Here is a 13,078-nt window from a genome sequence, read left to right on the forward strand (position 1 = left end):
CGGGTGGCAATGATAAGCACGGCTTGGTCCTACGCCAAATTCGTTATGTAGCGGCAAGCTTCAAGCTGCAAGAAAAAGCGGGGCGGTGGGGGCTAATGCTGTTCACTTAAGCAATTGGGGCCGCTTTGCGGCCCTTCGCGGGCAAGCCCGCTCCCACAAGTACGCTGCAAGCCTCAAGGAATGCACGATCCTGTGGGAGCGGGCTTGCCCGCGAAGGGCTGCAAGGCAGCCCCTATCGATGTCACATCAGACTTAAGTGAACAGCATTAGGCGGTGGGGGCTGTGCTATCTGCCTTTACTTGCACTTCGTAGCTGGAGGAAACCTATCCTGCCCGAGTAGTCTAACCACTGTCCTCACTCAAGGAAGCGTAATCCGTGAAACCATTGCTTGCCCTGTTGTCACTGCTTGCACTGCCGGTCATGGCGGCTGAGCCGACTCTTTACGGCCGCTATGAGTACATCACCCTGCCGGAGATTGGCGAAACATTGAAGGCCAAGATGGATACTGGCGCCCTGACGGCTTCGTTGTCGGCCAGGGATATCGAGCGCTTTACCCGTGATGGCGAGCAATGGGTGCGTTTTCGCCTGGCGACCAAGGATGCCGATGGCAAGGTCTACGAGCACAAGCTGGCGCGTATCAGCAAGATCAAGGCCCGCTCCGACGAAGAGGACGACGAAGGCGAGACGCTGGAGGCTGCGCGCCGGCCGGTGGTCGAGCTGGAGCTGTGCCTGGGCGAGGTGAAGCGCACGGTGGAGGTCAACCTGGCTGACCGGAGTAACTTCAACTATCCACTGCTGATTGGCGCCAAGGCGCTGCGTGAGTTCAAGGCGGCGGTGAACCCGGCACGCAAGTTCACCGCAGGCAAGCCGGACTGCTGATTGGCCATTTGGGCCGCTTCGCGCCCCTTTCCGACCGGTATCGGGCCTGCCTGCGACAGCGCCTGTCAGGCCATCGGCACGGTAGCGACCATCGACGGTCGCTTGGCCACCTCGGCATACCAAGCTGCCAGCCCCGGTTGCCGCTCGCGCCAGCCGAACTGCGGCTGGCGCAGGTCCAGGTAGCCCAGCGCGCAGGCCACGCCGATAGCCGCGATATCGAAGGTCGAGGCCAGCTCGGCCAGGTGCGCCTGTTCCAGGTCGGCCAGGCTGCGGCGGATCTTGCCGGCCTGGGCCTGGACCCAGCCGTCCCAGCGCTTGTCCTCGGGGCGCAGGAAGGTCTCGTAGCGGGTCGAGACCGCCGCATCCATGATCGCATCGGCCTGCGACGCCAGCGTCAGCCGGCGCCAGCGCGCCGAACCCTCGCGGGGGACCAGCGGGTTGCCGACGTGCTGCAGGTCGAGGTACTCGCAAATCACCCGGCTATCATGCAGCACGGTGCCGTCCTCCAGGCGCAGGGCCGGGATCTTGCCGATCGGGTTGCCCTGGTTGAGCTGCTCGTCGTCGTTCACCGGGCTGATGTTGACCGCCTGCAAGGTCACGCGGTCGAGCTGCCCGGTTTCGTGCAGCACGACCATCACCTTGCGTACGAACGGCGAGAGCGGCGAGTGGAACAGGGTCATGGTCGCCATATGGCTGCCCTCAGTTGCCTTGCAGGCTGGGTGGCAGGCATACGCCAGTGCCACCGATGCCGCAGTAGCCGTCGGGGTTCTTGGCCAGGTACTGCTGGTGGTAGGCCTCGGCGAAGTACACGGTCGGCGCCTCGGCGATCTCGGTGGTGATCTCGCCGAAACCGGCCTTGGTCAGCTCGGCCTGGAACGCCTCGCGGCTGGCCTTGGCCTGCTCCAACTGCTCGGGGCTGGTGCAGTAGATCGCCGAACGGTACTGGGTGCCGATGTCGTTGCCTTGGCGCATGCCTTGGGTGGGGTTGTGCAGCTCCCAGAACATCGCCAGCAGCTCACGGTAGCTGACCTTGTCCTTGTCGAACACCACCAGCACCACTTCGGTATGGCCGGTCAGGCCCGAGCAGACTTCTTCGTAGGTTGGGTTGGGGGTGAAGCCGCCGGCGTAGCCGACCACGGTGCTGACCACGCCCTCGCGCTGCCAGAAGCGGCGCTCGGCGCCCCAGAAGCAGCCCAGGCCGAAGATGGCGAAATCGACGTTCTGGAAGAACGGACCCAGCAGTGGGGTGTCCTTGAACACGTAGTGCTTCTCGGGCAGGGCCATCGGGGTCTCGCGGCCAGGCAGGGCCTGCTCCGCAGTGGGCATGACGTTTTTGTTCACCAGGATTTCCGAACGCAGGACCATGGCCGCTCCTTGTGTTTATCAGTTGGATAGGTGGCGGAGCCATCGTCGGCAAGCCGGCGATAGGGCTCGAATGGGTTCTATAGTGCCCGAGGTTGGCGCCGCTGTCAGGCCAGAGGGCCACGTGGATAGCGCTTGAGCTTGTCGACCAGTTCGCGTCCGGGAATCGGCCGGTCGAACAGGTAGCCCTGGCCGACGTCGCAGCGGTGGCGGCGCAGGAACGCCAACTGCTCGGCGGTCTCGATGCCTTCGGCGACCACCTTGAGCTTCAGGTTATGGGCCATGGCCACCACCGCCGAGGTGATCTCCATATCGTCCTGGTTGTCGGGGATTTCGTTGATGAAGCTACGGTCGATCTTGATGATGTCGATCGGGAACTTCTTCAGGTAGCTCAGCGACGAGTAGCCGGTGCCGAAATCGTCCATGGCCAGGGTCAGGCCCAGGGCCTTGAGCTCGTCGAGCTGGCGGTGGGTGTCTTCGGTGGCTTCCAGCAGCAGGCCTTCGGTCAGCTCCAGCTCCAGCAGGTGTGGCGGCAGGGCTTCTTCCTCGAGGATGTTGCCGATCGACGACACCAGCTCCGGGTCGGAGAACTGCTTGGGCGAGAGGTTGATGGCCACGTGCAGGTTGCCCATGCCGGCTTCGCGCAACTGCTGGCTCATGCGGCACGACTGGCGCACCACCCATTTGCCGATGGGGATGATCAGGCCGGTTTCCTCGGCCACGCTGATGAACTGGTCGGGGCGGATCATGCCGCGCTCGGGGTGGTTCCAGCGCAGCAGCGCCTCCAGGCCGAGCAGGCGGCCGCTGCGCAGGCACAGCTTGGGCTGGTAGAACACCTCCAGCTCGTTCTGGGTCAGGGCGCGGCGCAGGTTGTTCTCGACGAACAGCTTGTAGCTGGCCTCGGCGTTGAGCACTTCGGTGAAGACCTGGACCTGGTGCTTGCCGTTGGCCTTGGCCTTGTGCAGGGCGAGCCCGGCGTTCTTCATCAGGGTCTGCGGGTCGCTGCCGTGCAAAGGTGCGCAGGCCAGGCCCACCGAGGCGGTGACGTTGATCAGTTGGTTGTCGACGAACATTGGCTTGTCGAGGGTGCGCAGCAATTGCTGGGCCACGCCCTGGCCATCTTCCAGGCTGGTGCCGTCGAGCAGCACGGCGAACTCGTTGCTGGCGAAGCGTGCCAGCTGGCCGCCGTTGTTCAAGCTGTTGCGCAGGCGCCGGGCCAGGCTGACCAGCAGCTTGTCGCCGGTCTGGTGGCCGAGGCTGTCGTTGATCCGCTTGAAGTTGTCGATGTCCACCAGCAGCAGGCAGGTTGGATGCTCGTCGTCGCGGGCGAAGCGCTCGTCGAGGTTGCGGATGAACGCCGGGCGGTTGCCCAGGTTGGTCAGGTTGTCGGTGTAGGCCAGGCGTTCGATGCGCTGCTGGGCCAGCTTGCTCTGGGTGATGTCTTCGTAGATGCCGATGTAGTGGGTCAGTTCGCGGTTGTCGCCATAGACCTTGGAGATCGACAGTTGGCCCCAGTAGGGCTCGAGGCTCTTGCGCCGGCTCTTGAACTCGCCTTGCCAGCTGTTGCCCATGGCCAGGCTGGATGGCGAGTCGAACAGCAGTTCGCTGAGGTTCTCCAGGGCTGGCAGTTCGGCCAGGTGGCGGCCTTGGACTTCCTCGGTGCTGTACTGGGTGATGGCGGCGAAGCTTGGGTTGACGTATTCCACCACCCCGTCGCGGTTGACCAGCAGGAAGGCGCTGGCGCTTTGCTCCACCGCGCGCTGGAACAGGTGCAGGGCGCTGGTGGCCGTGCGCCGGTTGTGGTTGGTGATGACCTGGGCGACCTGGTCGGCCAACTCGCCGGCGAAGGCGATCTCGTCGGACTGCCAGGCCCGGGGTGTGCCGGTCTGCTCCAGGCAGAGCACGCCCACCACCTGGCCGTCGACGCGGATGCTGGCATCGAGCATGGCGTTGTTGCCGCTGGGGTAGAGGCGCTGGACCATGTCGCGGGTGCGCGGGTCGTCGCTGGCATTGTGGGCGTCGATGGCGCGGCTGGCGTGCAGGGCGTCCAGGTAGTCGGGAAACTGGCTGGCGTCGATCGGCTCCGGCCTGTGGTGTCGCTGGTCGCGGTGATGCCAGGCGCTGATCGGTTCCAGGCGCTGGTCCTCGAGGTGCCAGATGCTGGCGCAATCGACCTTGTAGATCTCGCAGGCGCTGCGGGTGATCAGCTCGGCGGCTTCCTGCAGCGAGTTGCCGGCGCTGTAGCGCTGGCGTGCCAGGCGCAGGATCAGGTCCTGCTGGGCGCGTACCCGTTCCAGGTGTTCGAGTTGCTCCTGCTGGGCGCGCTGGTTCAGTTGCAGGGCCAGTTGCAGGCGACTGTTGCGCGACTCGAGGTCGTTGGCCGCCAGGTCCGGCCCGTCGTCCGGTTGCTCGTCGAGCACCGTGAGGTAGCCGCGCAGCAGTTGTCGGTTGTGCTGCTTGTAGGCTTCGCCGATCTCCAGCAAGCGCAGGGGCGCGGTGCTGGCGTGCAAGGTGTAGCGCACCCGGTAGTGGCTGCGTTGGGCCAGCTGCCGCTGGATCTCGTCGTGCAGTTGGTAGCGGGCCTCCGGCTCCATGAGGCTGGCATAGGGCGAGCCGACCAGGGCGCAGAGCTCGGCGGCGGGCAGGCCGAACTGGCGGTCGCAGGCCGGGTCGAGGTAGAGCATCGTCCAGCTGGCTTCGTTGAGCCTTTCGAAACGCAGCATGCCGAGCCGCGAAGGCACGGGAAGCTGCGTGACGACCTCGGCCGCCATACGGCTGGCGACATCGGGTTGGCTTTTCATCGAAGACTCGCTTGAAGAGGGCGGTTGGCGCGGCGGGCCACGGTCTATGCGGCGGTGCCTGGGGCAAGGTTGCATCATGTCCCAGGGGCTGGCAAGCCGCCATTGCTATGAGCAGGTTGTCGGCTGATCGGCGGGAATCTAAAGCTGCGAGCTTCGAGCTGATCGGCGCTGCTTGTCATGGCCGTGCTCGGCTCGCCAGGGCGCCGCCTGCTTTTTCTTGTCGCTTGTAGCTTGCAGCTTGCAGCTAAAAAAAGCCCCGCCAGAACGTGACGGGGTTGAGGTACGAGCGTGGCAGCTCGAAAGGGGGCCTGCCTCCCGTCGGGGAGGCAGGTAGCTGCGTTACAGCAGCAGGGTGCGGATGTCCGCCAGCAGGTCGCTCAGGCGCTTGGTGAAGCGCGCGGCGGCGGCGCCGTTGATCACGCGGTGATCGTAGGACAGCGACAGCGGCAGCATCAGGCGCGGCTGGAAGGCCTTGCCGTCCCAGACCGGCTGCATGGTGGCCTTGGACACACCCAGGATCGCCACCTCGGGCGCGTTGACGATCGGCGTGAAGCCGGTGCCGCCAATGTGGCCGAGGCTGGAGATGGTGAAGCAAGCGCCTTGCATGTCGTCGGCCGCCAGTTTCTTGGTGCGCGCCTTCTCGGCCAGGGCCGCAGCTTCGCCAGCCAGCTGCAGCAGGCTCTTCTGGTCGACGTTCTTGATCACCGGGACCAGCAGGCCGTCCGGGGTGTCCACGGCGAAGCCGATGTGCACGTACTTCTTGCGGATCACCGCCTTGCCGCTCGGCGCCAGGGAACTGTTGAAGTCCGGCAGTTCCTTGAGCAGGTGGGCACAGGCCTTGAGCAGCAGCGGCAGCACGGTCAGCTTGACGCCGGCCTTCTCGGCCACGGCCTTCTGCGCCACGCGGAAGGCTTCCAGCTCGGTGATGTCGGCGGAGTCGAACTGGGTCACGTGCGGCACGTTCAGCCAGCTGCGGTGCAGGTTGGCGGCACCGACCTGCATCAGGCGGGTCAGGGCGACTTCCTCGACTTCACCGAACTTGCTGAAGTCCACGGCCGGGATCGGCGGGATGCCGGCACCACCGGTCGCGCCGGCGCCTGCCGGAGCGTCCTTGGCCTTCTGCATCATGGCTTTGACGTAGACCTGCACGTCTTCCTTGAGGATACGGCCGTGTGGGCCGGTCGCGGCGACCGCGCCCAGGTCGACGCCGAACTCACGGGCCAGCATGCGCACGGCCGGGCCAGCGTGGACCTTGGCGTTGCTGCCGGCGGCAGGCGCGGTGGCCACAGGGGCCGCCGTGGCGGCCGGTGCAGCAGGCGCAGCGGCTGGAGCCGCTTCGGCCTTGGCTGGGGCAGGGGCGGCAGCGGCCGGAGCCGGGGCGGCAGCGGGGGCTGCGCCGGCGACTTCCAGCTTGAGGATCAGGTCACCGGTGCCGACTTCGTCGTCCAGCTTGGCGATCACTTCCTTCACCACGCCAGCGGCGGGCGAGGGGATTTCCATGGAGGCCTTGTCGGACTCCAGGGTAATCAGCGACTGGTCGGCTTCGACGGTATCGCCGGCCTTGACCAGGACCTCGATGATCTTGGCCTTGCCCGACGAGCCGATGTCCGGCACGTGGATGTCTTGCACGCTGGCGGCAGCCGGGGCTGCGGCAGGCGCCGGTGCGGCCTCGGCAGCCGCCGGTGCGGCGGCCGGTTGCTCTTCGGCGGCGGGGGCGGCCGGAGCCTCGGGCGCCGCGGCGGCGCCCTCGACTTCCAGGACCAGCAGCTCGTCGCCTTCCTTCAGGCGATCGCCCAGCTTGACCTTGAGCTCCTTGATCACGCCAGCCTTGGGCGCCGGGATCTCCATGGAGGCCTTATCGGACTCCAGGGTCAGCAGGCTCTGGTCGGCTTCGATACGGTCGCCGACCTTGACGAACAGCTCGATGATTTCACCTTCACCGCTGCCGATGTCAGGTACGCGAATGAGTTCGCTCACTTAAAAATACTCCTCAGCAGTCCAGTGGGTTGCGCTTGTCCGGATCGATGCCGAACTTGACGATGGCGTCGGCCACCACCTTCGGTTCGATCTCGCCACGGTCGGCCAAGGCTTCCAGGGCAGCCAGCACCACGAAGTGACGGTCGACTTCGAAGAAGTGACGCAGCTTCTTGCGGCTGTCGCTGCGACCGAAACCGTCGGTACCCAGGACCTTGTACTCCTTGCTCGGCACCCACTGACGGATCTGCTCGGCAAAGATCTTCATGTAGTCGGTCGAGGCCACGACCGGGCCCTTACGGCCGGCCAGGCACTGCTCGACGTAGGTCTGCTGCGGCTTCTGGCCAGGCTTGAGGCGGTTGGCGCGCTCAACGGCCAGGCCGTCGCGACGCAGTTCGTTGAAGCTGGTGACGCTCCACACATCGGCGCCGACGTTGAACTCCTCGCGCAGGATCTTCGCCGCTTCGCGGACTTCGCGCAGGATGGTGCCGGAGCCCATCAGTTGCACGTGGTGCGCGGCTTCGCGGGTGTCTTCCTCGAGCAGGTACATGCCCTTGATGATGCCTTCCTCGACGCCGGCCGGCATGGCTGGCTGGGTGTAGGCTTCGTTCATCACGGTGATGTAGTAGAAGACGTCCTGTTGCTCTTCGGTCATCTTCTTCATGCCGTCCTGGATGATCACCGCCAGCTCGTAGCCGTAGGTCGGATCATAGGTGCGGCAGTTCGGGATGGTGCCCGCCAGCAGGTGGCTGTGGCCGTCTTCGTGCTGCAGGCCTTCACCGTTGAGGGTGGTACGGCCGGCGGTGCCGCCGATCAGGAAGCCACGGGTGCGGCTGTCGCCAGCGGCCCAGGCCAGGTCACCGATACGCTGGAAGCCGAACATCGAGTAGAAGATGTAGAACGGCAGCATCGGCTGGTTGTGGTTGCTGTACGAGGTACCGGCGGCGATGAACGACGACATGGCGCCGGCTTCGTTGATGCCTTCCTCGAGGATCTGGCCCTTCTTGTCCTCGCGGTAGAACATCACCTGGTCCTTGTCGACCGGCTCGTACAGCTGGCCTACGGACGAGTAGATGCCCAGCTGGCGGAACATGCCTTCCATACCGAAGGTACGGGCTTCGTCCGGGATGATCGGGACGATGCGCTGGCCGATTTCCTTGTCCTTGACCAGCTGCGCCAGGATACGCACGAAGGCCATGGTGGTGGAGATCTCGCGGTCGCCCGAGCCGTCCAGGATCGCCTTCAGGGTTTCCAGCGGCGGGGTCGGGACGCTGAAGCTCTTGGCACGGCGCTGTGGCACGAAACCGCCCAGGGCGGCGCGGCGCTCGGCCAGGTACTTGGCTTCGGCGCTGCCTTCTTCGGGACGGAAGAACGGCAGGTTCTCCAGCTCGCTGTCCTTGACCGGGATGTCGAAGCGGTCACGGAACTGACGCAGGCTGTCGACGTCGACCTTCTTGGTGTTGTGCGCGGTGTTCTTGGCTTCGCCAGCACCGGTGCCGTAACCCTTGATGGTCTTGGCCAGGATGACGGTCGGCTGGTCCTTGTGGTTGACCGCCTGGTGGTACGCTGCGTAGACCTTGTACGGGTCGTGGCCGCCACGGTTGAGCTTCCAGATCTCTTCGTCGGACAGGTCTTCGACCATGGCCTTGAGTTCTGGGGTGTTGAAGAAGTGCTCGCGGACGTACGCACCGTCCTTGGCCTTGTAGTTCTGGTATTCGCCGTCGATGACTTCGTCCATGCGACGCTGCAGGGCACCGTTGGTGTCCTTGGCGAACAGCGGGTCCCAGAAGCGGCCCCAGACGACCTTGTTGACGTTCCAGCCACCGCCGCGGAACACGCCTTCCAGTTCCTGGATGATCTTGCCGTTGCCACGCACCGGGCCGTCCAGGCGCTGCAGGTTGCAGTTGATGACGAAGATCAGGTTGTCCAGCTTCTCGCGGCCGGCCAGGGCGATGGCACCCAGGGATTCCGGCTCGTCGCACTCGCCGTCGCCCATGAAGCACCAGACCTTCTGCTTGCCGGCCGGGATGAAGCCACGGGCTTCCAGGTACTTCATGAAGCGTGCCTGGTAGATCGCCTGGATCGGGCCCAGGCCCATGGAAACGGTCGGGAACTGCCAGAAGTCAGGCATCAGCCAGGGGTGTGGGTAGGAGGACAGGCCGTTGCCGTCCACTTCCTGGCGGAAGTTGTTCATCTGGTCTTCGCTGATGCGGCCTTCGAGGAAGGCGCGGGCGTAGATGCCGGGGGAGGCGTGGCCCTGGAAGAAGATCAGGTCGCCACCGTGCTCCTCGGTCGGAGCCTGGAAGAAGTAGTTGAAGCCGATGTCGTACAGGGTGGCACTGGAGGCGAAGCTCGAAATGTGGCCGCCCAGGTCCGAATCCTTCAGGTTGGTACGCATGACCATGGCCAGGGCGTTCCAACGCACCATCGAGCGAATGCGGCGTTCCATGAACAGGTCGCCGGGCATGCGTGCTTCGTGGGTGACAGGGATGGTATTGCGGTATGGCGTGGTGATGGCATACGGCAGCTGGGAGCCACTACGGGTGGCCAGCTCGCCCATGCGGGTCATCAGGTAGTGAGCGCGGTCTTCGCCTTCTTTGTCGATGACCGACTCCAAGGCATCCAGCCATTCCTGGGTTTCGACGGGATCGAGGTCTTGCATGGCTTGCTCCAGGGCGGAAAGGCCACCAGAATCGATGGCCTGAGTTTGCGACTGGCCTTTTGGGCAGACGTCGTGAATTCTTGGATTTACCGGACAGTCATCCGGCGCCGTGTAGTTTTACTACAAATGATTTGGCATTTCATGCTTTTGCACCGCCGGGGTAGTAGTAAAACTACAGAAAAACGGCTTTTGGCCGCCTTCCGGGTTGTGGAGAAAAACGTTCCCGTTGGTTGGGACTGTGTTCTGAAGAGGTGAATCTTGATGTTTCTTGCCAATGATTCGTTTTTTTCAGCTATTTCCAACTTTTGTATGACAGTCCAACCGTGGTCCGGCTTCCCCTTGACCGTACCTACCCCTCACCGACTCGCCGATCAAGGATAGACCATGCGCCTGCCTTTGCCGTCCGATCTGCCCGCCGCCCTGCAGCCACTGGCCGCTCGCAACCGACAATCCCTGCTGGAGGCCGTCGCCGGCCTCGAAGGGCTGGACCTGGACAGTTGGAGCCCGGTGCATCGGCAACAGTTCGACCAGGTCGCTGCCGCCAGCGACTTCGTCCTCGACCAGGCCCTGCGCGAGCCGGCCATGCTCTTCGAGCTGCTGGCCAGCGGCGAGCTCGAGCAGCGTTTCGGCCCCGGCCAGCTAAGCGCGCGCGTCGCCACCGCGGCCCAGACCGCGCAGAGCGAGGAGGAACTGGCGCGCAACCTGCGCCGCGAGCGCAACCGCCAGCAACTGCGCATCATCTGGCGCGATATCACCCGCCAGGCCGCGCTCGGCGAAACCTGCCGCGATCTTTCCGACCTGGCCGACGCCTCCATCGACCAGGCCTACCAGTGGCTGTACCCACGCCATTGCCAACAGTTCGGTACACCGATCGGCAACCGCAGTGGCCAGCCGCAGCACATGGTGGTGCTGGGCATGGGCAAGCTGGGGGCGGTGGAGCTGAACCTCTCGTCGGACATCGACCTGATCTTCGCCTTCCCCGAGGGCGGTGAAACCGAAGGAGTCAAGCGTTCGCTGGACAACCAGGAGTTCTTCACCCGCCTGGGCCAGCGGCTGATCAAGGCGCTGGACCCGGTCACCGTCGACGGTTTCGTGTTCCGCGTCGACATGCGCCTGCGCCCCTACGGCTCGGCGGGTGCCCTGGTGCTGTCGTTCAATGCCCTGGAGCAGTACTACCAAGACCAGGGGCGCGACTGGGAGCGCTACGCCATGATCAAGGCGCGGGTGGTGGCCGGCGACCAGGTGGCAGGTGCCCAGTTGCAGGACATGCTGCGCCCGTTCGTCTACCGCCGTTACCTGGACTTCTCGGCCATCGAGGCGCTGCGCACCATGAAGCAGCTGATCCAGCAGGAGGTGCGCCGCAAGGGCATGGCCGAGAACATCAAGCTTGGTGCCGGTGGCATCCGTGAAGTGGAGTTCATCGCCCAGGCCTTCCAACTGATCCACGGCGGGCGCGACCTGAGCCTGCAGCAGCGACCGCTGCTCAAGGTCCTGGCCACCCTCGAGGGCCAGGGCTACCTGCCGCCGGCGGTGGTCGCCGAGCTGCGCGAAGGCTACGAGTTCCTGCGTTATACCGAGCATGCGATCCAGGCCATCGCCGACCGCCAGACGCAGATGCTGCCGGACGATGCCACGGACCGCGCGCGCGTTGCCTATATCCTCGGCTTTGCCGACTGGTCGGGCTTCCACGCGCAACTCATGCATTGGCGTGGGCGTATCGACTGGCACTTCCGCCAGGTGATCGCCGACCCGGACGATGAGGACGGCGAGGGCGAGCTGGTGGTTGGTGGCGAATGGTCGCCGTTGTGGGAGCAGGCTCAGGACGAGGAGGCCGCCTGCCGCCAATTGGAAGAGGCCGGCTTCAAGCAGCCGGCCGAGGCCCTGCGGCGGCTGGCCGGGTTGCGCGCCAGCCCGCAGTTGCGCTCGATGCAACGTATCGGCCGCGAGCGGCTGGATGCCTTCATTCCGCGCCTGCTGGCCCAGGCCGTCGAGCACGACGACCCGGACCTGGTGCTGGAACGGGTGCTGCCGCTGGTCGAGGCGGTGGCACGGCGTTCCGCCTACCTGGTGTTGCTGACCGAGAACCCCGGCGCCTTGCGCCGCCTGCTGACCCTGTGCGCAGCCAGCCCGTGGATCGCCGAGCAGATCGCCCGCTTCCCGCTGCTGCTCGACGAACTGCTCAACGAAGGCCGCCTGTTCAGCCCGCCGCTGGCGCCGGAGCTGGCTTCGGAGCTGCGTGAGCGGCTGACGCGCATCCCCGAGGACGACCTGGAGCAGCAGATGGAAGCCCTGCGCCACTTCAAGCTGGCCCACAGCCTGCGCGTGGCCGCCTCGGAGATCACCGGCAACCTGCCGCTGATGAAGGTCAGCGACTACCTGACCTGGCTGGCCGAGGCGATCCTCGACCAGGTGCTGGCCCTGGCCTGGCGCCAGACCGTGGCCCGTCATGGCCAGCCCAGGCGCAGCGACGGCAGCCTGTGCGACCCGGGCTTCATCATCGTCGGCTACGGCAAGGTCGGCGGCATCGAACTGGGCCATGGCTCGGACCTGGACCTGGTGTTCATCCACGATGGCGACCCCCAGGCCGAGACCGATGGCGCCAAGCCGATCGACAGTGCGCAGTTCTTCACCCGCCTGGGCCAGCGCATCATCCATATGCTGACCACCCAGACCAACTCCGGCCAGCTCTACGACGTCGACATGCGCCTGCGCCCGTCCGGGGCCTCGGGGCTGCTGGTCAGCTCCCTCGGTGCCTTCGAGCGCTACCAGCAGAACGAAGCCTGGACCTGGGAGCACCAGGCGCTGGTGCGGGCCCGCGTGCTGGTGGGCTGCAAGCAGGTGGCGACGGCCTTCGAGGCGGTACGCGCCCGTGTGCTCGGCCAGGCCCGCGACCTGGACAAGCTGCGCAGCGAAGTGAGCGAGATGCGCGCCAAGATGCGCGACAACCTCGGCACCAAGGTCACCGCCGCAGGCACCGCGGGCAACGCCTTCGACGCCGGCCAGCCCTTCGATATCAAGCAGGATGCCGGCGGTATCGTCGATATCGAATTTATGGTGCAATACGCCGCTTTGGCCTGGTCCCACGACCATCCGGCCTTGCTGCGCTGGACCGACAACATCCGCATCCTCGAGGAGCTGGAGCAGGCCGGCCTGGTGCCTGCCGGCGACGCGGTGCTGCTGCGCGAGGTGTACAAGGCGTTCCGTTCGGCTTCGCACCGCCAGGCCCTGCAGAAGCAGGCTGGGGTGATCGACGCGGCGCAGTTCGCCGATGAGCGCCGCGAGGTGCGGCGGATCTGGGGGCAGTTGGGTCTGACGTGAGGCCCAATCGCCGGCGTGCCGGCGATTGGGGAACAGCATGGACCTGGGTGATACACTGTCCGCCACATAGCCTGAATATAAA

At 65.3% G+C, this 13,078-nt stretch carries 7 protein-coding genes; 2 read left to right on the plus strand and 5 right to left on the minus strand.

Features of this window, described 5'->3' with window-relative positions:
- Positions 1-375: 375 nt before the first annotated feature.
- The gene (locus NJF35_RS04375) at positions 376-879 is read left to right on the plus strand and encodes an ATP-dependent zinc protease (protein ID WP_225786512.1); all 504 of its coding nucleotides are present in this window, start codon (positions 376-378) and stop codon (positions 877-879) included.
- A gap of 65 nt (positions 880-944) precedes the next feature.
- On the opposite strand, the gene NJF35_RS04380 is transcribed toward NJF35_RS04375, so the two are convergent.
- The 5 genes from NJF35_RS04380 to aceE form a co-directional block, all read right to left on the minus strand.
- Positions 945-1,568, minus strand: coding sequence for a glutathione S-transferase (locus NJF35_RS04380; protein WP_253090708.1), 624 nt, complete (start codon positions 1,566-1,568; stop codon positions 945-947).
- A 10-nt stretch (positions 1,569-1,578) separates the two neighbouring features.
- Positions 1,579-2,244, minus strand: coding sequence for a peptide-methionine (S)-S-oxide reductase MsrA (gene msrA, locus NJF35_RS04385; protein WP_225786510.1), 666 nt, complete (start codon positions 2,242-2,244; stop codon positions 1,579-1,581).
- A gap of 104 nt (positions 2,245-2,348) precedes the next feature.
- A complete protein-coding gene (locus NJF35_RS04390) occupies positions 2,349-5,042 on the minus strand; it encodes a putative bifunctional diguanylate cyclase/phosphodiesterase (RefSeq protein WP_253090709.1) in 2,694 nt (897 codons plus the stop codon).
- 339 nt (positions 5,043-5,381) lie between these two features.
- Positions 5,382-7,019, minus strand: a complete 1,638-nt coding sequence (gene aceF / locus NJF35_RS04395; RefSeq protein WP_225786508.1) for a dihydrolipoyllysine-residue acetyltransferase — start codon at positions 7,017-7,019, stop codon at positions 5,382-5,384.
- Between the two features lie 13 nt (positions 7,020-7,032).
- The gene (gene aceE / locus NJF35_RS04400; protein WP_253080216.1) at positions 7,033-9,678 is read right to left on the minus strand and encodes a pyruvate dehydrogenase (acetyl-transferring), homodimeric type; all 2,646 of its coding nucleotides are present in this window, start codon (positions 9,676-9,678) and stop codon (positions 7,033-7,035) included.
- Positions 9,679-10,062: 384 nt separating this feature from the next.
- Between aceE and glnE the strand changes: the two genes are divergently transcribed.
- Entirely contained in the window at positions 10,063-12,996 is a 2,934-nt protein-coding gene (gene glnE, locus NJF35_RS04405; RefSeq protein WP_253090710.1) for a bifunctional [glutamate--ammonia ligase]-adenylyl-L-tyrosine phosphorylase/[glutamate--ammonia-ligase] adenylyltransferase, read from the plus strand.
- The last annotated feature ends 82 nt before the right edge of the window (positions 12,997-13,078 follow it).

This window comes from Pseudomonas guariconensis, assembly GCF_024127895.1.
Taxonomy (GTDB): Bacteria; Pseudomonadota; Gammaproteobacteria; order Pseudomonadales; family Pseudomonadaceae; genus Aquipseudomonas; species Aquipseudomonas guariconensis_B.